14 protein-coding genes are annotated in these 20,894 nt (G+C 68.2%); 2 read left to right on the forward strand and 12 right to left on the reverse strand.

Annotated features, from left to right (window positions below; genetic code table 11):
* Positions 1-90 precede the first annotated feature (90 nt).
* Genes pelF through SP6_RS21645 form a run of 8 tightly spaced genes read right to left on the reverse strand, consistent with a single transcriptional unit; the run spans position 91 to position 12,270 of the window.
* Positions 91-1,578, reverse strand: coding sequence for a GT4 family glycosyltransferase PelF (pelF, locus tag SP6_RS12380; RefSeq protein WP_007404731.1), 1,488 nt, complete (start codon positions 1,576-1,578; stop codon positions 91-93).
* Positions 1,575-2,435: a hypothetical protein gene (locus tag SP6_RS20115; RefSeq protein ID WP_007404802.1), complete on the reverse strand. Its 861-nt coding sequence runs from the start codon at positions 2,433-2,435 to the stop codon at positions 1,575-1,577. The genes pelF and SP6_RS20115 overlap by 4 nt, the downstream gene beginning before the upstream one ends.
* Positions 2,432-3,406, reverse strand: coding sequence for a hypothetical protein (locus tag SP6_RS12390; RefSeq protein ID WP_007404866.1), 975 nt, complete (start codon positions 3,404-3,406; stop codon positions 2,432-2,434). The genes SP6_RS20115 and SP6_RS12390 overlap by 4 nt, the downstream gene beginning before the upstream one ends.
* On the reverse strand, positions 3,403-4,893 hold the full coding sequence (locus SP6_RS12395) for a bacterial transcriptional activator domain-containing protein (RefSeq protein WP_007404725.1): 1,491 nt from the start codon (positions 4,891-4,893) through the stop codon (positions 3,403-3,405). The genes SP6_RS12390 and SP6_RS12395 overlap by 4 nt, the downstream gene beginning before the upstream one ends.
* Positions 4,890-6,614 carry a hypothetical protein gene (locus SP6_RS12400; protein ID WP_007404800.1) on the reverse strand — a complete coding sequence of 575 codons (1,725 nt, stop codon included), beginning with the start codon at positions 6,612-6,614 and terminating at the stop codon, positions 4,890-4,892. Before SP6_RS12400 ends, SP6_RS12395 begins: the two co-directional genes overlap by 4 nt.
* Positions 6,611-7,483 (reverse strand): glycoside hydrolase family 191 protein, encoded by an 873-nt coding sequence (locus tag SP6_RS12405; RefSeq protein WP_227876574.1) that lies wholly within the window; start codon positions 7,481-7,483, stop codon positions 6,611-6,613. Before SP6_RS12405 ends, SP6_RS12400 begins: the two co-directional genes overlap by 4 nt.
* The gene (pelG, locus tag SP6_RS12410) at positions 7,480-8,877 is read right to left on the reverse strand and encodes an exopolysaccharide Pel transporter PelG (protein ID WP_007404808.1); all 1,398 of its coding nucleotides are present in this window, start codon (positions 8,875-8,877) and stop codon (positions 7,480-7,482) included. Before pelG ends, SP6_RS12405 begins: the two co-directional genes overlap by 4 nt.
* Positions 8,878-8,898: 21 nt before the next feature.
* Positions 8,899-12,270, reverse strand: coding sequence for a M10 family metallopeptidase C-terminal domain-containing protein (locus SP6_RS21645; protein ID WP_037568348.1), 3,372 nt, complete (start codon positions 12,268-12,270; stop codon positions 8,899-8,901).
* A gap of 218 nt (positions 12,271-12,488) precedes the next feature.
* On the opposite strand from SP6_RS21645, the gene SP6_RS12420 reads away from it, so the two are divergent.
* Together SP6_RS12420 and SP6_RS12425 are read left to right on the forward strand one after the other, a co-directional pair.
* Positions 12,489-13,169, forward strand: coding sequence for a response regulator transcription factor (locus SP6_RS12420; protein WP_007404737.1), 681 nt, complete (start codon positions 12,489-12,491; stop codon positions 13,167-13,169).
* The gene (locus SP6_RS12425) at positions 13,166-14,542 is read left to right on the forward strand and encodes a sensor histidine kinase (RefSeq protein ID WP_007404809.1); all 1,377 of its coding nucleotides are present in this window, start codon (positions 13,166-13,168) and stop codon (positions 14,540-14,542) included. Before SP6_RS12420 ends, SP6_RS12425 begins: the two co-directional genes overlap by 4 nt.
* Before the next feature lie 26 nt (positions 14,543-14,568).
* On the opposite strand, the gene SP6_RS12430 is transcribed toward SP6_RS12425, so the two are convergent.
* The 4 genes from SP6_RS12430 to SP6_RS12445 form a co-directional block, all read right to left on the reverse strand.
* Positions 14,569-15,246 carry an anti-sigma factor gene (locus SP6_RS12430; RefSeq protein ID WP_037568346.1) on the reverse strand — a complete coding sequence of 226 codons (678 nt, stop codon included), beginning with the start codon at positions 15,244-15,246 and terminating at the stop codon, positions 14,569-14,571.
* Entirely contained in the window at positions 15,236-15,796 is a 561-nt protein-coding gene (locus SP6_RS12435; protein WP_007404837.1) for a sigma-70 family RNA polymerase sigma factor, read from the reverse strand. Before SP6_RS12435 ends, SP6_RS12430 begins: the two co-directional genes overlap by 11 nt.
* 158 nt (positions 15,797-15,954) lie before the next feature.
* Positions 15,955-18,351, reverse strand: coding sequence for a TonB-dependent receptor (locus SP6_RS12440; RefSeq protein ID WP_007404842.1), 2,397 nt, complete (start codon positions 18,349-18,351; stop codon positions 15,955-15,957).
* 108 nt (positions 18,352-18,459) lie between these two features.
* Positions 18,460-20,883 (reverse strand): DUF3772 domain-containing protein, encoded by a 2,424-nt coding sequence (locus SP6_RS12445; protein ID WP_037568345.1) that lies wholly within the window; start codon positions 20,881-20,883, stop codon positions 18,460-18,462.
* Positions 20,884-20,894 lie beyond the last annotated feature (11 nt).

A 20,894-nucleotide genomic window follows, 5' to 3' on the forward strand; every position in this document is an offset into this window, starting at 1 on the left:
TCGGCGAGGTAAGACTTTCATCACAACCGGTGACACCCCCTGCCCCATGCTACGCATCGTCCCCCTCCCCTTGCAGGGGAGGATGAGGATTCAGCTCCGCGCCGCCAACTCTCCATAAAGCCGGCGATAGGCCCCGATGATCGTCGGATGGTCGTAATCGCGCTTCACCCGTTCGCGCATGGTCTCCCCCATGGTCCGGCGCAGCGCGGGGTCGTCCATGATCCGCCGGATCGCCGCCGCCGTCGCCGCCGGATTGACCAGCGGGGTGACGATCCCGCCATGGCCTCTATCCGCGCCTCCGCGCCCCTCGATCATCTCACGGCAACTGCCGACATCGGGCGCGACGACCGGGATGCCGCATGCACCGCCCTCCAGGATGACCAAGGGCTGCGCCTCCGACAGGCTCGTCAGGACCAACAGGTCGACGCGCATCATCCAGTCCTCGATCCGAACCCGCCCTTCGAAGGACAGCGCCTCGCCCAAACCCAGCTCGGCGACCAAGGCGTCGCATTCGGCGGCATAGGCGGGGTCCTCATCCTTCGGCCCCAGCACGACGAAGCGGATATCGGGCCGTGCGGCATGGACGATCGCGGCGGCGCGGATGAAGGTCTTCACATCCTTGATCGGCACCACCCGGCCCAGCAGCGCAACGACTGGCCGGGCGGGATCGCGCGCGTCCGCCAGATGCGCGAAGCGGCGGATATCGATGCCGTTGGGGATCACCCGCACCCGATCGGGCGCGGCGCCCAGTCGCCGCTGCACGACATTATTTTCGCCATAAAGCGCCACGACAGGGTCGCAGGCGGCGTAGCAGGCCTCGGCATAGCTGGTGAAGGCCCGCACCCAGAGGTCGCGCAGATCGCGCACGCTGCGCTCCAGCTCCAACCCGGTATCGACCTGGTCGCCGATCCAATCGGCCATCATCACCTCGATCTGCCGTTCGAGCAGATAGATGCCATGTTCGGTGATGAACGCCGGCCGCCCCGTCCGATAACGCGCCCGCGCCGCCAGCAATCCGGCAAAGCCGGTCGAGATGGTGTGATAGACTCTCGCGCGCGGCAGCGGTGCGGTCAGCACGGTCAGCAACCCGCCGAGCAGCGTGCGCATCGCCCAGAAATAATGGTGGAACGACGCACGCGGCAGGATCGCGCGGTAATGGCGCTGTAACCGCACGAAGGTCGCCGGATGTGCCAATATGTCGCCCGGATCGGGCGCGCGGCGCGGGCTGGCGAGAAGATCGAGCAGGCTCGCCATCGCCGCTGGCGTTCCGGTCGCGACGAACACCATCAGCGCATCGGCGATCGCGGCGGCCAACCGATCGGGAATGGGGCGCGGTGCCATGGCGGCGGGGGCCAGGCCGATCTCGGTCACGCCCACCACATTGGCGGGCGGGGTCATGCGGAACGGCAGTGGCGCCGGCCCGGCCTTGATCGCCACCACATGGAACCGGATTTCGGGCAGATAGGTGATCAGGTCCTGAAGCCAGCCCGATACGCCGCCGATGACATAGGGATAGGCCCCCTCGACGATCAGACAGACATCGGCTTCTTCCCCCGCCTCGCGCGGCGCGCTCCTCACCGGACCGCCTCGGCCCGCCACCAGGCGGCATCCCTATCGTCGGCATCCCCCGCCGCCGCGCGGATACGGTCGATCGCATCATAATCGCGCGCGGCCCACGCCACCTCGATCGCCAGCCGCTCCGCCTCGCCCGCCCGGCCGCCGCGCGCGAGCAGCAGCGCCGCCTCGTCGCGCAAGGCCGCACGCTGCATGTCGGACAGCAGGATGTTCGATTGGCCATGGTCGGCGAGCAGTCGGCCGAGCGACTGCACCGCCTCCGCATCGCCCCGGGCGATCCGCGCCTCCAGGCCGGCGCGATGCTCGCCCAGATTATGGACGATCCGCGCCGACGCGGCGGCGGCCAGCGCGCGGATCGTTTGGTCGGGATCGTTCAGCACCTGCGCGACTAGTGGCGACAGGCCGGGCTCGAATGACCGCACCACCGTCTCCAGTGCGCGGCGCCGCTCGGCGACCGGTGCATGGCGCAGGATCGCGACCAGCGAATCGAGCCTGTCGGGCGCGGGATAATAGACCCGCCCATCGAGCAGCCGCGCCATCTCCCGCGCCGCCCCACGCCGCGGATGGGCCATGGCCCGACCAGCAAAGCCTTCGTCGCGCGCGATGCCGGACGGACGCCCCCACCCACGCTCGTTCCAGCGGCCAAGGATCTGACCCAGCATCAGCCCTATCGGCCCCGCCACCCCCAGGATCGCGGCGGCGAAACCGCCATGCGGATCGGACCGCAGCCACGCGTGATAGGTCAGCCCGGTCAACAGCGCATGGCCCAGCAGCGCCCAGCCCACGCCCAGTCCCGACAGCATCGCCATGCCGATCCAGGCGAGGTCGAGGATCGTCAGCGCCAGATACCGCGCCGTCATGCGGAGCGCATGACGCGCAGCGGCGCCTGTCCCTGATCAAGGATCATCGGGCTCAGCCAATGGCCGATCTCCGCCAATTCGGCGACGCGGTGCGCGTTGAACTGCTCGATCGGCAGGTCATGGAACAATAGCAAGCCGTGCAGCCGGGCATCGCCGTCGGCCAGCGGCACCGCAGCGACGCCCAGGCCCGCCAGCCATTCGCGGTCACTGCGGCGCGCGACATGACGAACGCGCCGCTCACCCGATGCGGCAAGCGTCTCGATCATCGCGGGCGGCAGCATGTCGGGCCGCCCCATGCTCGCCCCCGTCACCGCCCCGCCGCGCAGCCAAGCACGCGCCCCGTCCGGGCCCAGCCGGTAGCAGGTGAAGTCGTCGCTCTGCGCCGCCAACCCGATCAGCTGCGCCAGCGCCCCACGCCGCGCGGCGGGATCGACCGAGGACAGCCGAGCCGCGGTCGCGATGATATGGCCGGTGGTGCGCGGGTCGGTGGCGATGCGGCGTTGCAGATCGCGGTTGGTCCGCGTCAGCCGTTCATGCGCATCGGTCATCCGCCCGACATCGCGCACGGCCTGTGCACCGCGCCGCAATGCCTTGGCCAGATGGCGTTTGCGCGACAGCGTCACCTCGCCCACCGCCACCGCGACCACGCACCACAATAGCGGCGGGATCGACAGGTGCAGCAGCCAGTCGAGATAATCCCGCTCGCTGCCATCGCGGTGCGCCGCGAGCAGCCAAAGGAGGGAGGCGATCACCGCCGCCGCGATGCCCGGCCCCGTGCCATAGACCAGCGCCATGACCAGCACCGGAATCCAATAGGGGCTGGGTCGCACGCCGGCAAAACCGACCCCGCCGGTCAACCATTCGTCGAGCGCGGCGAGCAAGGCAAAGACGATCGCGATTTCCAGCGCGATCCGGACGTTCCGCCGCCACCGCGTCTTGGGCTGGCGCTCGTTCAGCAGTTCGGGGGTCACCGCGGCGCCCCCAGGCTGCGTGTCACCAGCGCGCGGGCGAACAGTTGCTGCCCCGAAAAGCCAGGCCGGCTGATCGAGGTCAGACCGCCCGACGCCTCGACCTTCCACCACAGGCCGATAGGTACGGTCATCCCCAGGCTGGCATTGGGGCCGTCACCGCCGAAGCGGTCGACCGTCCATCCCGCCATGCCGGTCAGTTGTACCTCGCCCAGCGCCTCGCCGAGCATCGCCTGCACCGTATGGTTCTCGCGGTCGGCAAGCGGGATGAGCGGTATGCCCGTCGCATCGCTGCGCATATGCTGCACATATTCGGCCTCGACCCGGTAGCTGAGCCCGAAGAGCGGATAACGGCGGCGGATCAGATAATCGAGGCCACCGGCCAGCGTCACGCTGTCGCTCGCCCCGCGTCTGCCCGCCAGGCCATAACGATTGACGCCCACATCCCCCTGCACGACCAGCCCCGAACTCAGGCGATAGACGCCGCCCAGCGCTGCGCGCGACAGATAACCACCGGCGAGCACCTGCGCCGGCGTGACATAATCGGGCATGTGGCGGGTCAACGCCACGCGGAACTGGGCCTCGGCCGGACCATAGGTCAGCTTGACGCCGCCGCCGGTCACCCCGTCGTCGAGCGCCGAGGCGGCCAGCAACTGGAGCCGCGCGGCATCGCTGAGCGCGACCGCCAGACCAGCATCGATCACCGATGCCGTCTCGCTGACCTGGCCGCCCCCCGCTTCGACCCGGCTGACCAGATGACGGACGCTCGCCCCCATGCTCACCCGGTCGTCGAGCGGCACCTCAGCGCGGATGCTCGCCTCCAGCTGCGCCAGATCGCCGCCCTCGCGCGCGACAAGTCCCACGCTGGCCGTGCCGCCCGCCGCCGCCATGGCGCGGCGCGCGGCCTTATCGGTCGCGCCCACCGCCCGATAGCCTCGGGCGGCACCGGCGACATCGCCGTCCAGCATCCGCGCGTCAGCGAGCAGCCGGGCGGCGCGCTGGTCCTCGGGATCACGTGCCACCAGCGAGGCGGCCTGTTCGCGCCCCCGCCCCGGATAGCCGGCGGCGAGATCGGCCTCGACCAAGGCGCGGGCGACGTCAGCCTTCGGATCGCCGTCGCTGACCGGCGCCGTCACCACCGCATCGGCGGCAGGCTGGAAGGCGACGATCAGCGCCGCGCCGATAATCCGCGCATCCATCGCCCATCCGGTGGCGGGGCGCAGGACCAGGCTGACATCGTTCCAGCGCAGGTCGCCGATCGCCGCCCCGACCTGCGATTGGAACAGCGCCACCGCCTCGGCTCCGATCGGGCGATCGGAATGGACGATCACCTCGCCTTCCGCTCGCTCCAAGGTCAGCGCGGTACCGGCAGGCCAGACGAGGCGCGGATCGCCCGGCGCGACGATGCGATGGTCGACGAAGACCATATCGGGCACCGTCAGTTGCGGCATCGCCGCGCCGGCCGAGGGGGGCAGATCAGTGGCGATCATGGCGTCAACACCGCCCGTGCCCGCCCAGGCTGCCCGGCCGCGATCAGCAGCCGTGCCTGCAACGCGGCCAGTTCGGCATCGCGCGGAGCCGCACGCCGCATCGCCGTAACCAGCGCCAGCGCCTCGGCGCGCCGCCCCAGCCGGTCGAGCAGCTCGGCCCGTGTCCGCCCGGTGCGCGGTGCCTGCAACAGCGCCCGCTCCAGCCAGGGTCGCGCCGCCGCCGGCCCGCCCAGTCGGGCTTGCGCATCCGCCATCAGCCGCAGCGCGGGCAGGTCGCCTGGTGCCTCGACCAGATATTCGTGCAGCCAGTCGCGCGTGCGCGCCGCATCCCCCGCATTCCAGGCCGCCCAGGCGAGGTCGAGCCGGTCGCGCGGTCCCGCAATTCCCGCCGCGATGCGCCGCTCGGCCAGCGCGCGCGCCTGGGCCGGGTCGAGCCCATCCGCCAATGCCGAGATACGACGCAGCGCGCCCGGCTCGAGCGCCCGTCCGTCGAGCAGTGCCGCCATCGCCTGGCGGGCAGCCCCGCGATCGCCCTCCTCTTGGGCCAGTTGCAGGCGAAGGATCGCGATATCGGTCCGCGCCGCCAGCGGATGGCGCTGCACAAAGGCCAGCGCGGTCGCGGGCGTATCGCGCTCGGCATAGGCGGCCAGCCAGCGCGCCTGATCGGCGCTCGATCCCGCCAGCGCCTGTTGCCGCAACCATTCGCGATCACCGGATGCGGGGCGCGGCCCCATCAGATAGAGCAGCCGCTGCCCCACCGCCGAGCCGGGCGATTGTCCGATGGCCGCCCGGCGCAACAGCGCGATTGCGTCCTCGCGCGCGCCGATCGCCAACAACCGCTCCGCCAAGGCCGGTAGATCGGCCCCCGGCCGCGCCGCCTGAGCCAGCATCTGGCTACGCAATCCAGCGCGATCGCCGGTCCGCGTCATCCAGGCCGTCCGCGCGTCCTCCCGCTCTTCGGCAGGCAGACCGCCGATCGCGCGCAGCACCGAGGCGCTGTCCCCCGTCCGGATCGCGACCCGCAGCGCCAGCCAGGGATCGCCCGCGCGCCAATCGGCACCCCCCGCCCGGTCGAGCTGCGCCAGCCAGTCGAGCCTCCCGCGCGCCTCGGCCCGCTGCGCCAGATCATGCGCGAGCTTGGCGTCGGGCGGCGGAATCGCCCCCGATGCCGCCGCCGCGATGATCAGATCGGGGCGATCCAGCGCATAGCCAGTGGCGATGATCGCTGCGGGCGGCACGCCGATAGGGCGCGTGGCGGCGGCGGCCAGCAAAGCCTCCGCCTCCTTGCGCCGGCCGAGCTTGCGCAACAGATCGACGCGCAGCAACCAGGTCGCGGGGCCGGTGCCATCGGCCCGCGCTGCGAGATAGGCGAGCGCCACGGCGGGGCGCCCCGCCGCCGCCAGATCATAGGCGACTTGCGCGGTGGTGACGGTCACGCCTTGGTCGGTCAGGCTCTGGGTCAGCGCCGCCAGCGCGGTGGCATTGGCGGTCAGGATCGCGGGACCGAGTTCGGGATGTGGCGGGGCCGATGGCGGGACGGGCGCGGCGGTGGGCGTCGCCTGTGGCGGGACGACGGGCGGGACCGGCGGGGCCGCACGGCGGGCAGCCTGTTCTACCTCGCGCCGCCCCGGCATCAGCACCAGGCCCAGCGCCAGAATCGCCAGGCCCGCCACGATCGGCAGGGCGATCGCCATCCAGCGCTGCGACGAACGGCGCGTCATCCCATCGGCTCCGCGATCAGATGGTCGAGCGCCAGCGTGGCGACATAGGGATCGAACCCGGCCGCGCGTTCGCGGGCATAGAGCGCCGCCACCGTCTTGCCATCCGCCGGATCCCAATAATCGAGCGTGGTCAGCCGCAGCGCGGGGTTGCGGGCCTTGGCCGAGCGCAACCGCTCCGCCTGCCAATGCCAGTCGCCGTCCGACAGCATCTCATAGCGCTTGGCCGCGAAACTCCAGCGCGAGGCCATCGACTCGCCCAGCAGATAGTCGATCCGCGGCGCCACCTCGGGCAGCGCGGCATAGCCCCGGTTGAGCATCAGCAGGATGCCGGGGAAGCGTGCGCGCAGGGCAGCGACCAACCCCGCCGCCGCCGCGACCATGCCCTTATTGCCCTCCGGATCGTCGCGTTCCATCGCCTCGGCATTGTCGAGCGTGTCGAGGAACAGCCCGTCATAGCCCATCGCCAGAATCGCGGGCACGACGAGATTCAACAGCGCGGCGCGCCAGGCGGGATGGCGCAGATCGACATGACGCGCATCAGGCCAATGCGGGTTGGGCGCGCGCAGGGCGCCGTCGCGCAGGAGCGTGGCGAAATAGGGCCGGCTCTTTTCCACTTCGCCCAGGCTAACATAGCCGAGCAGCTTGCTGCTGGGTCCGCGGAGTGGCGCAATCGGGCGGGCGTGATGCGGCTCCAGCACCAGCAGATCGAACTGACGGGCGAGCGACGGGTCGGTCGCGGCGCCATAATCCACGCCCCAACGCCAGCGCCGCTCGGCCGCATCCCCCGTGGCATGGCGCCCGAAGGCCAACCCGAGCGCGCCGGCCCCCAGGCCCAGCAAGGTCCGTCGCCCCATCATGCCGCCCCTCATGCCCATCGTCCTTCGCGCCCGACCACGGCGGGGTTGTTGCCGACGAAGAGCAGATAGACCAGACGGAAGGTCGATTCGGCGACCATCGCGATGCCGACCGACGCACCCACCACCGCACCCGCCATATAGCCCCAGCCAAAGGCGGCCAGCCCGGCGTCCCATTGCATCCAGGTCGCCAGCGCACTGGCCAGGGCGAAGCTCGCCCAGATCAGGACGACACGCGCGAACAGGTCATAATAGGACAGGACGACGGTCGCCCCGATCGCGACCAGATGGAACACCGCCCCCGCCGAAGTATGGCGGAAGGCGAAGATGCCGCGCGGGTCGGCACCGATCAGCTCGAATAACGGCACCGCCAGCACCCAGGCGAGGGCGGCGACCAGGGCCTGGATCAGCACCAACAGGCGCAAGCCGTCGAAAAGGGTCTCGATCAGTTCGGCCCGCGCCTCCTCGATCCGTGCCAGCGTCGAGGTGCCGGTGCACCGCGCCATCAGGTCGCCAAAGGCGCGGTCGAACCGCGTCTCCCCGACGATCAGGATCAGGGTCAGTCCGGGCACCATGGTCAGCAGGCCGAGGAAACTGCCTGCATCGTTGATCGGGTTGAGCCGCAACCGGCCCAGGGTCTGGACACTGTCGGGCCCGGCCCAGAGCAGCCATTTGTCGACCCAGATCGCCACCGCCCCCGTCAGCCCGGCCATGGCGATGATCAGCGCCAGCCGCCACCCGATCAGATCGCGCGTCGGCATTATCGCCGGGGCCGTGAAATGCCGGCGCAGCAGGACCAGAACGGCGGCCAGCGTCAGCCCCGCGCCACCGGTCACGCTCGCCAGCACCCATGTGCCGCCGAGATGGCCGACACATGCCAAGCACGCCGCCGCCCCGCCGACCCCCAGCAGATAGGCCAACGGCACTGCGCGATAGCGGCGCAGCGCGGTCAGCAGCGGCGCGGCGATCCATATCTGGGTCAGCCAGGCGAGCAACAGGCTGGCCCAGGCCGCCGGCACCAGCGGCAGCGCGGCCCAGACACCGAACACCCCCGCCCCCAGTACCAGCGCCAGCACACCGCCGCCGGCCAGCGCGACCAGCAATATGCCGGGCACGCCGCCGACATCGCGTGCGAACAGCCGGTCGGCCATCAGTCGTATCGCCAAGATCGCGATCGGGCCCGCGGCGAGCGCCGACAGGCTGAAGGCATAGATCAGGACGCTATGGACCATCATCGCGTCACCCCCCGCCATCGCGCCGGGCGTCCAGCGCTCGAACGCCGCCATGGCGATGGCGGTGACCAGCCAGGGGCCGGCGCTGATGAACGCGCCGTGCAGCGCGGCGCCGGCGATTCCGCCGACCCCGCCCTCGCGCGCCATCCTGGCCAGTTGAAAGCCGATTCCCGCCATGACGGCGGTCTTAGCCCCTATTTATAAATAAAAATCACCGGCGGTCAGATTGTGATGGCCGAGCAGCGCGATCGAGAAGTCGGCCAGACCGAAGGCGTCGGTATTGCCCTCGACGATGGTATATTCCTTGCCGCCGACCATCTGGTAGTTGAAGCGTAGCTGGCCGGCGCCGGTGAAGGCCGCGCCGGGCTTGGACAGGAAGGTAAAGGCCTGGTCGCCGCGCGCGAAGATCGAGGTGTTGGCGTCGATCGCCGACAGATCGATCTTGTCCTCGCCCGACTGGAAATCGGTGATGACATCGCGCAGCGACGACAGCGTCGAGCTTTCCGAGGCCGTTTCGAAGCGGAAGATGTCCTTGCCCGCGCCGCCGGTCAGGATGTCCTTGCCCATGCCGCCGATCAGGACGTCGTCGCCATCGCCGCCGTTCAGCGTGTCGTTACCCCAACCGCCGATCAGCTTGTCGTTGCCGCCCAGACCGTTCAGCACGTCATTACCCCAACTGCCGTCGAGCAAATCCTGCTCGCCGGTGCCGTTGATCGTGTCGCTGAAGATCGTCCCCGTCTTGGTGATACCGACGACATCGGTCACGCCGATCGACAGCGTCTGCATATCGACCGCGCCCTTGGCGTCGGTGGCGATCACGGTCAGGTCATAGACATTGTCGTGATTGAGATCGGTCGGATTTTCGTAATCCGGGCCGTTCAGGAACTTCAACACGCCGGTCGTCGCATCGATGGCGAAGGCCGCGCCATCGCCCTTGTTCGCGATCGAATAGCGGATGCTGTCGCCCAGCGCGATGTCGGGATCGGTCGCGGTGATGGTGGTGACGGCGGTGCCGTTCTCCGCGATCGACATGCGCCCCGTATCGGCACCGCCAAAGGAAGTGATGGTCGGGCCGCTATTGGCGACATGGCCGACGGTCACGTCATGCTGGCCGATCGTGCCGATATCGATGGTCAGGATCTCGCCGATCTGGCTGGCGATGGTCGCGCCCTTGACGGTGGTCCAGTCGGTACCCGGCGCCTTCAGGTCGATGACGACCTTGCCCTCACCCTCGACCGAGAAGCTCAGGTCGCGACCGTCGCCGCTCAGCGAAATCAGCGAGGCGCGCATCGGCAGGTCGGTGATGTGGGTCACGTCATCGGCCGCCTGGCCCATGGTGATGGCATAGGTGCCGCCCGCCTTGGGCAGGAACACCTTGTTCGCGTCATAGGCATACCAGCCGGTCACGCTCTTGATCACCTGCCCCGCCTGCTGCCCGTCGACGTCGAGCGCGAAGGTGCCGAGCGTGTCGCCGGCCGAGGTCACCTCGGCGGTGATCGTGTCGCCCGACACGGTGGTGGTGATCGACGCCTTCTGGAACGCGCCGATGCGTGCGGCCAGATCGGCCAGCGTCACGAACTCGACGCCGGCGGCGGCCGCCTTGGCGATGAAGTTGGTGAACATCGACGTGACATAGGGGCTCTTCACCGCCGCATCGCCGGTCCACATGGCGGGACCGTAATCATGCCACGGCCAGACGATCACCGGCGCATCGGCATGCGCGGTCAGCGTCGCCAGTTCCTTGCCCCATTCGGCCTCCGCCTCGGCGACGGTCTTCTTCTGGAACTCGATCAGCGAGAAGTCGAACATGGTGTTGGGGGCGAGATAGACCTTGCCGTCCGCCGCATTGCCCGGGGTCATATAGCCGAAGGCGTTGGGATAGCCCGCGCCGACGCCGGTATAGCCGCCCGACAGATAGGCGACATGCTTCAGGATTTCCTGGCTGGTCGCGATCGTCTCAGGCGCGCCGGGAACGGCCGCGCCGCCCAGCGACACCTGCCGGCCCAGATAGGCGCTCATCTGCTTTTCCAGCTCGGCGCGCTCGGCCCCGAACTCATAGGCGATCTGCTCGGCGGTCAGGACATTGGTGTCCTCGGGATGGGTATAGCTGTGCAGGCCGATTTCGTTGCCCGCCGCCATCATCCGCGCATAGATCGGCGCCGACACCGACCAGTCGGTCGAGCGCTGCTGCGACGGGTCGTTGCCGATATTGACGTAATAGCTGCCGACGAAATTATAGAGCGACTTCCACTGGTCGAGAATGGGCAGCAGCTTGCTGTAGATGCCGGCCGAGCCGTCCTCGGGCTTCACCTCGTCCGAATATTGACTCTGGTCCATATCGATGCGGGACGCGAACAGGCCGGCGTCGCGGGTCATCTGAAGGCCGACGCGCAAGCCCCCCGTGCTGGCCGAGCCATGCACCGAATAGTCGATCGCCTTTTGCAGCAGATTGTCGTCGGCCATCGCCGCTTCGGTCGAGAAGAGGACGTTGCGGCCGCCGGTATGGGTGGCGATGGCCGCGGCATAGGTCTGGCCGTTGACCGTCTGCGTCGCGATCGTCTCGCCCGTCCCACTGACGCTAGTGAAGGCGTTCCAGCCGACGCCCTTATAGTCGCGGATCGTCTCGCCATTGGCATAGCCGTCGAGGACGCTGTGGTTCGCGTCCGCCGCCTTGATCGTCACATCGGCGGGCCAGCCGCCGGTGACGCGGGTGGCGTCGAACAACAGCTTCATGCGCGCATAGCTGTCCCCCGCCAGCGCGCTGCCATCGGCGGCGTTGGTCATGAACTCGCCCGCCGCGACCAGGCCGATGCCGAACTGCTTGGTCGCCTGTTCCAGCGTGTGGGCGATCGCATCCGCCTTGTCCGCCTGGACGTTGCGGAAGGATGGGAAGACGATCGAGTCGTACTTGGCCAGCGTCGACAGGTTGGTCAGATCGTCCTCGGTGATGATGTCGAACGGCGTTCCGGCCTGCATCGCCTGGGACTGGGCGGCCATGAACAACTGCGCATACGCCGTCTTGCTGAAATAGGCATTGGCGGTCGTTTCCGACCAGACGATCGCGATGCGATGCGACGGGTCGGCGGTGATGCCGGTGTCGTTGAAGACGGTGAAGGGCTTGGCCGAATAATTGCCGGGCAGGAACACGCTGTCGTTGACGTCGTACAGCGTGTCGATCGCCTGCGGATTGCCGATCGCGGCCTTGGGCACGCGGAACTCGACCGTCTGGCGATCCGCCGACCATGCCGCCTGCAGCCCCGCCATCACCAGCGTCTCGCCCGCCCCGCCCTTGTAGAGCGAGACGGTGCCGTCGGCGTTGAAGTTGATGTTATATTCCGCGCCGCCGGCAAAGCCGAAGACCTGATAGCCGGTGGCGGCATTGCGATCGGTGTTGAGCCAGGCGGTGGTGTTCGCTCCGATCGCCATCGGCGCGGTCATCGCGAAGACGAAATCCTGGTCATCGCTCTTGGCATAGATGGAATAACCATCGCCCAGGCCGCTATCGATCCGGTCGGTCGCACGCCAGTCGGACAGGTCGCCGTCCAGGATGATCGAAGTCGTGGTCGCCATATCTCGCCTCTCGCCCTTGCAGGCCATCATCCGGCGATCCCGTCACGGAATACGCCCATTTGTCGCCATTGCTGCTACGCGCGTCGTCGGACCGGCGGAACCATGGAGTCCGCTGCCCATCTGTCTCGATTGTTCCAGCGCGATACGAACGGGACGATATTGGCTTGGCTTTTTTGCCCGATCAGGCGATTCGCGCCGCTCGAAATGGAATTTGCCTGATGAGTCTGCACCTGATTCTGGTCGAGGATGATCGCGACTATGCCGCCGGCCTTGCCGACGACCTGACTCGCCTGGGCCACCGGGTCGAACATGTCGGCGACGGACGCCAGGCGCTGGCCGCGCTCGACCGCGAGCAGTTCGACGCGGTCATCCTCGACCGGATGATGCCACGGCTCGACGGGCTGTCGGTGGTCGAGACCCTGCGCGAACGCGGGTTGACGGTGCCCGTCATCATGCTGACCGCGCTGTCCATGGCCTCGGACAAGGTCGACGGGCTGGAGGCCGGCGCGGACGATTATGTCGTCAAGCCGGTCGCCGCCGAGGAGCTGAACGCGCGGATCAACGCGGTGCTGCGCGGGCGGCGCTGGACGGTCGGGGAAAGCGACACGATCCGCGCCGGCGACATCGTCGTCAGCCCGACCAGCTTTCGCGCCTGGCGAGCGGGCCAGCCGATCGCGCTCGCCAATCTGGAACTCAAGCTGCTGACCGAACTGGCGCGGCATGCCGGCGAGGTGCTGACCCGCGCGATGCTGATCGAGCGTGTCTGGGGCTATGAATTCGAGCCGGAGACCAATGTCGTCGACGTCTATATCCGCCGCTTGCGCGTGAAGCTGACCGAGGCGGGCGGCAGCGATCCGATCGAGACGGTGCGGGGCATCGGCTATTCGTTGAAGCCATGATCGACGCGGCGGTCCGGCGGGTCTCGCTCCGTGGGCTGACCGCCGGCGTCCTCCTGCTGTTCCTGGTCGCCACCGTGGCGACGGGGGTGTCGATCCTGGCCGCCAACCGGGTGACCGTGGCGCAACTGGTCGATAGGCGGATCGATGTGGTCGGCGACCTGCTGCTGGAGCGCGATGGCGATGGCGGTACCGCGCCGATCCCGACCCGCACCCTGCTGGCGCGGATCGTAGGCCTGTCGGCGCAGCGGGACACGGGCGATGTCGGCCTGTTGCTGCTCGATCCCGCCGGCCGCGCGCTGGGTGGCAATATCCGGCTCCGCCATGACCTGCCGCTCGGCCGCTCGGACCTGCGCGCCCGCGACGGGATCGTCGGCCTGTCGCATGGCCGGGCCCTTGTCCGCGACGCCGGGGCCGGGCGACGGCTGGTCATCGTCGCCGAGACCGAGCCGTTCGACGATTACCGCACGCAGCGCACCCGCATCTATCTGATCGGCTTCGGATCGATCATCCTGATCGTACTGGGCGGCGTGATCGCCTTTTCGCGGCTGGTCGGGCGGCGGATCGGCGATCTGCGCCGCGCGGTCGATGCGATCATCGCCGGTGACATCCGCCACCGCGTGCCGCTGACCGGATCGGCCGACGAGTTCGACCGCCAGGCCGCCGCCTTCAACCGGATGCTCGACCGCATCGCCGAGTTGATGGAGGGGATGCGCGGCGTCTCCAACGACATCGCACACGACCTGCGCACGCCCTTGTCCCGGCTACGCGGCCAATTGGCGGGGATGGTCGAGGAAGCGGACGGCCCCGAACAGGCGACGCGCGCGCGGGATGCGCTGGCCCAATGCGATGCGCTGCTCGCGATGTTCGCCGCGCTGCTCCGCATCGCCGAGGTCGAGGCGGGGCACCGCCAGGCGGGCTTCGCACCGATCGACCTCGCCGCGCTGGTCGAGGAAACCGCGACGATGATGATGCCGGTGGCCGAGGAAGCGGGCCATCGGCTTCACCTCCGATTGGCCGTGCACCCGAAGAATTTCCTCGGCGACCGGCAATTGCTGATTCAGGCGTTGGTCAATCTGATCGGCAATGCGATCAAGCATGGCGCACCCGGCGGTAGGATTCAGGTGACGCTGGAAGCGGCGGATGGCGATAGGCTGGCGCTGCGCGTCGCCGATGACGGGCCCGGCATTTCACCGGAAGACCGCGCGCTGGCGCTCCGCCGGTTCGGACGCCTCGACTCGGCGCGGACGCGGGCGGGCCATGGTCTGGGCCTGCCGCTGGTCGCCGCCATCGCGCGATTGCATCGCGGGGAGTTGGAACTGGGGGATGCCCGGCCAGGGCTGGCCGTATCGATGCTACTGCCGCTCCCGCGATAAGCCGAAGCGGTGGCAGCGATGGGTCGTCAGGTGGCGGCCAAGGCGCCGCTGGCCACGACGGGTCCGGTCGGCGTCGGCTTGGGCGATCCGCCGGGCGGTTCGATCGACACGGCGAGGACGGCGCCCGACCGCATTCCCGATCGCTCGGCCTTTGGAAGCGCGATCCGCGTTGCCCCCGATCGAGCCAGCAACCCCAGCGAATGCGGCGTGCCGTCCTTGATGAGCCAGAGCTGCGCCGACTTGCCCGGCGGTGCCAGATCGATGGCGGCGACCCGCAATTCCCCGCGACGAAGGTCGACGGTCGCACCGAAGGGAGCCACATCCTTGCCGGTCGGGGTCAGTGCCGCGATCATGATCGTCGGCGGGCTTGCCTGGGACGGCGCTTCGGGGACCGGCACCGGGCGCAGGAAGAGGACCAGCAATACCGCCGCCGCGACCGCCAGGCCGGCGGGGATCAGCGTCTTGAGCCGGGAACGCGGCTTGGGTCGCGAAGCCATGGCGATCCGATCGATCAACCCCTCGGGTGCCGGCACGGAGGGATAGTCGTCGAGCAGATCGGCGAGATGCCGCCGCCACCATTCGACCTCCGCCGCGAACCCGCGATCGGACAGGACGCGACGCAGCGCCACCGCCCGCTCCTCCCCGTCGAGCAGCCCCAGCGCCAGTTCGGCGGCCATCATGTCGGGATCGGGATCAGTGGTCACCGACGCACCCCCGCAACTGCATCAACCCGCGCCGGACCCAGCTCTTCATCGTACCCAGCGGCACGCCTTGCGCATCGGCCAGTTCGGCATAGGTCATGCCGTCGAAAAAGGCCGTGCGAATGGCGTCGCGTTGCCGCCCCTCCAGCGCCTCCAGACATTCGTGCAGGCGCTGCGCGGTCTCGGCGCGTTCGGCGGCCTGTGCCTGGTCGGGCGTCGCATCGGCCACCTCATGAGCGTGGTCGATGGGCTGCGTCGGCCGCTTGGCGCGGGCCCGGACCCAGTCGATCGATCGGTTGCGGGCAATGGTGGCCAGCCATGACATCGGGCTGGCCGATCCCGCTTCGAACGCGCCCGCCCGCTTCCAGATGATGGCATAGACGTCTTGCAGCACGTCCTCCGCCGCGCTCCGATCCCGACAGATCTGCAAGCAGATGCCGAACAGCTTGGCCGAGGTCATCCGATACAGCTCGCTCAGCGCGTCCCGGTCTTCCGCGCCAATCCGGTCCAACGTGTCGAACAAACGGACACGCATATCGACGGGATCGAGCATAATCGGCGGCACGAACCCTGCTTAATCGCTCGGCCGGTGCGGGGCAATCGGCTGGCGGGGAAATGCGCGGGTCGGTCACCATGCCACCCGGCCCACGCCATAAAAAACGGGCCGCCCCCTTAAGGGACGGCCCGCCAGTTCCGGCTATGCAACAAGGATCAGAAGCGAACCGTACCCTCCAGACCGATGGTCCGGGGCGGGTTGAAGTTGCCATAATCGCCCAGCGTCGCGGCGTTGGCGGCCGAGCGACGGTAGATGAAGGTGTTGTTGAGCAAATTGCGGCTCCACAGCGACACGGTCATCTTCGTACCATTCTCGGTCAGCGGCAGATCGGCCAGCGCGATGCGGCCGTTCATGACGAAGGTCTTGTCGGTGCGGGTCGTCTCGTTCTGGAAGCTATAGGCCGGGTCCGAATAATTGCCGTCCAGATGGAAGCGGACCTTCGCCTCCGAACCGGCCAGCGGCACTTCGTAATCGACATAGGCCGAGGCGGCGTTGCGCGGCGTATAGACCACGAACACCTGGGTCAGCGTGTTGTTGAGGAAGGGATTGGGCGTCAGCGGCACGTTGGTATAGGTGTACGCATAGGACGCGCCGACCGTCATGCCCTCGACCGGGTTGGTCGTGATATCGGCCTCAAGCCCGCGAATCTTGGACGTGCCCGGCGCGTTGCGGGTTTCCTCGGTATGCAGGTTGTAGGTCGGGCTCGCCGGGTTGGTGTCGACATTGTCGAAGTCGATCTGGGTGCCGGTGCGATCCATGATATAGCCGGCCAAGTTCAGGCGGACGCGACGGTCCAGCAGGTCCATCTTGGCGCCCAGTTCGTAGGACTTGACCGCTTCGGGACCGAAGGCGGCAAAGGTCTGCGAACGGTCATTGGCGCCACCGGCGCGATAGCCGGTCGAATATTTGGCGTAGAGGTGGACCGTGTCGCTGGCGTCGAACGCCGCCGTCACCATCGGATCGAACCGGTGGTTGTCGAAGGTGAAGGGGAAGTTGGTGGACTTGCCCTGCACCAGATAGAGCGTGCCGTTGCGCTTGTCGTGGGTGTAGCGACCGCCGACCGTCAGGTGGAAGGCGTCGAAGCCCGCCGGGGTATAGGTCGCCTGGGCAAAGGCCGCATAGCTATAGGCCTTGGCGAAGCTGCCGCGCTGCAGGAAGAACGAACCCGGCGCCCAGCCCTGGTTGCCCGAGCTGATCGTGCCCAGCGCGGTCTGCGACAGGATGGTGTAGCCGGTACCGTCCGAATTCCACTGGTTGGTCGACGGGGTGGCGGCGACTTCGCGGGCGTTTTCGGTGAAATAATAGAGGCCCGCGACATAATCGAGCTGCGGCAGGCTGCCGACCGCCTGGAACTCCTGGCTGAACTGGTGCTGCTGCATGAAGGACAGGCTGTAGCGGCTGAACTTGCTGTTCGGCAGGAACACGGTGCGATGCGCGCCACCCGAATTGTCCCACTGATCGGTCGACACGCCGCGCCATGCGGTGATCGAGCGCAGCTCCAGGCCCGGCATGACGTCATAGTTCAGCTTGGCCGAGACGCCGTGCGTGCGGTCGACGCTATACTGCTGCGGCACGCCGATATCCGCAGTCTTCATGCGGTTGTCGCCCGACACCACGACCAGCGGCGACAGCGGCGCGATGGTGCCGGAGGGCAGCTTGCCGCCATTGGCGTTGATCTGCGCGATCGTCGCGACCGGCAGGCCACGTGGGTTGTAATTGATCAACTGGCTGTAGAAGGGCGTGTTCTCGTCCTTCGCCTGGTCATAGGACAGTTCGGCCGAGAAGCCGTCGACCGGCTTCCAGACGGCGGCGACATGACCACCCGCCCGGTTGAAGGCGCCCCAGCCCACGCTGCCGGGCAGCGGGTTCTTCACGAACGGATTCTGGTGCTGGATCACGCCGTCCAGCTTGATCGCGATATTGTTGAACTCGGGCAGGTTGATATGTGCGGCGGTGTTGTACGCACCATAATTGCCGAAGCCCGCGGTCAGCGCGCCGCCGAACTTGCCGGTCGGCTTGGCGGTGACGATGGACAGTGCGCCGCCTTCGGTATTGCGGCCGAACAGCGTGCCCTGCGGGCCACGCAGCACCTCGACGCGCTCGATGTCGAACAGGGCGGCGTTCAGGCCCTGCGAACGGCCCAGATAGACGCCGTCGATATAGACGCCGACGCCGGTGTCGCGCGCGGTCTGGTTCTGGTCGAAGGGCACGATGCCGCGGATACCGACGGTCAGCGCCGACTGGCGTGCCTCGAAGGTGGCGACGCGAAGCGACGGGACGGTGCCGTCGGCCAGGTCGAGCAGGCTCTGGACGTGGCGGTCCTTCAGGACGGTCGGATCGATGACCGAGATGGCGATCGGCGTCTTCTGAAGGCTCGTCTCGCGCTTGGTGGCGGTGACGACGATTTCCTTGAGCTGGCCCGCATCGTCCGCCGGATCGGCCGCAGCATTGGTGTCAGCGGGCTTGGTATCCGCCGCGAAAGCGGGTGCACCCGCGATCGCCAGAAGCGCCGTACCGCCCAGCAGCGAAGCGCGAACCCAATTGATGTTCATGGTCTTTTTATCCCTATCCCCCGATCGACCTTCCGGTCGTCGCTGGCCGCGCGGATAGGGATGCTCGAAGAAGTTAGCGTTACTCTTTGGTGACCGGCCGGGACTTGTTCATTTCATCTCGCGTTCATCTGGCGCCGGCGGGGCCAATTGCCCGACCAGTTCCAGCCGCTGTGGCACCGTGCCGATAGTGATGCCGCGCTCGCGCAGCGCGGGCAGCAATTGCAGCAGCACGGCGCTACGCGTGCCATAGGCCGCGCGCGGGCTGGCGACATGGGCGAAACAGTTGAACAGGATGCGCCCGTCGACGATCGAGTCGATAAAGGCCGAGGGGGCCGGATCGGCGAGCACCGCCTCCTGCTCCGCGAAACAGTCCAGCACGATCGAGCGCACCATCGCGGCATCCGATTCGATTGGAACCGAGAACTGGATCTGGATACGCCCTAGCGGCCCCGACAGCGTCTTGTTCAGCACCGATTTGGTGATGAGTTCGGAATTGGGAACGATCAGCGTCGAATGGTCGGCCAGCTCGATCTCGGTCGAGCGCACGCTGATCCGCTTCACATCGCCCTCATCCGTCCCGACGCGCACCAGATCGCCGATCTTGATCGGCCGCTCGGCGAGCAGGATCAGGCCGGAGACGAAATTCTGCGTGATCGCCTGAAGGCCGAAGCCGATGCCGACCGACAGCGCCGAGAGCAGCAGCGCGATCCGCTCCACCCCGATGCCCAGCGAGGCGAGCCCCCAGATGACGGCCAGCGCCACGCCGATATAGCGCGCCACCAGGCTGACCGAATTGCGCCCCGATCCGTCCAGATCGGTCGCGGGCAGGTAGCGATGGTCGAGCCAGCCCATGAAGGCGCGGACCAGGGCCAGTCCGATGAACAGCATGACGAGGCCGCGCAGAATCGCTCCCGGCGAGATCCAGACGCCACCGACCTTGATCCCTTCGGCGAACTGGCCGATCTGGTCGAACACTGCGCCGGGATCGCCGCTCGCGCCGAAGGGCCGCAGGAGCACACCCAGCGCCAGGAGGATGAGCGCCAGCCGGACGATGCCCGACAGGACCAGGCCGAACTGATCAACCATGCTGCCGCGTATGCCCAGCGCGCGGGTCAGCGTGATGCCGACGCGGCTGTCGCGGACGAAGACGGTGGTCGCGATATCGTCGGTCGCGACCAGCATCAGATAGAGCGCCGAGCCGAGCAGCACGATCCAGCCGATCATCAGCGCGATGAACCAGGCGAACCAGATATAGCCGATGACCAGCGCCACCGCCGCCACGCCGACCGCGACCCAGGCGAGCAGGATGGCGACGCTCAATCCTGCGCTGACGCCCGCGCTCGTCGTTTCCTCACGCGCGGCCCGCGCGGCGCGCAGGTGGCCGAGCACGACCAGGGTCACGACGATCAGCATCAGATGGATAAGCGCGACGATCGCCTGGGTGGCGATCACCGCCGAACGGCTGCTGCCGATCGCGGTCTCGAACGCGCCCACCATCGTCGTGGTAAAGGTCAGGACGGTGAGCACCCAGGATAGCGGACGCAGGCGATTGGCGGTTTCGTCATCCAATGGCGTGATCCGCCAGGACGGCTGGCTGCGCATCAGCACCGCGCCGGTGACGGCGGCGGTGAACCCCGCGACCCCGGCGGCGAAGACGAACCCGTCGAGAAAGCCGCTCCAGCGCTGCGGCAACAGCCCGGACCAGCGCAGGCCTTGGACGAAGATGAACGCCCCGGCCAATGGACAAAGCGTGCCCACTGCCACGCGCCACAGGCTGTTGGCCGATCGCCGCACCCGGCTGGGTGGCGCTTCGGCGATCAGGCGACGCTGCATCAACCGATGCGCCTTCAGCCGGACCGGGCCGACCAGGATGACGGCCAGCGCGAAGCCCAGGATCGCGTGCCAGGGGATGCCGCCGCGCCATTGGCGCGACAATTGCGCCCCGCCCTGTTCCAGGAACAGGCCGACCCGGCGCAGGTCGCGCGGCGTCTGGTCGAGCACGACCGTCCAGAAAGCGGGGCTGAGCGGCGAAGGAACCTTGGAGGACAGCTTCTGGCTGAACTGCTCGGCCTGGCTGCGGTCGATTTCGTCGACCAACTGCCCCGCCTCGACACCCGCCAGCCGGCCGCGCTTGATCGCGGCGTCCAGCGTGGTGCGCAGACTGGTCAGCGTGCGGCGCTGCGCGCGGAGCTCGGGCGCTTCCGTCTCGCCCGGTGCAACCGTGCCCAGGCCGGCGATACGGGCATTGACCAGCGCCAACTGCTCGGTGAGGTCGGCGATCGCCTGGTTGGTCGCGTCCTGCGCGCCCTGCGCCTTGCTGCGCAGATCCCGGCGGCCAGCGTCATCGACACTGGCATCGAGCGCGCGGTCGACTCCGCGGACATCGAGTTCGGCCTGCGCGATCCGATCCGTCGCCGATGCGACCGGATCGTTCTGCGCCCGCACCGGCAGCGCGACCGCCAACGCCAGCAAAAGCAAGACGGTCAGAAGGAGATGACGAGAAAGACGCAGGACGGGCAAGGCAGAGGGCATGGACAGCGGCC

The sequence above is a fragment of the Sphingomonas paucimobilis NBRC 13935 genome, from assembly GCF_000739895.2.
In the GTDB taxonomy this organism is placed as follows: Bacteria; Pseudomonadota; Alphaproteobacteria; order Sphingomonadales; family Sphingomonadaceae; genus Sphingomonas; species Sphingomonas paucimobilis.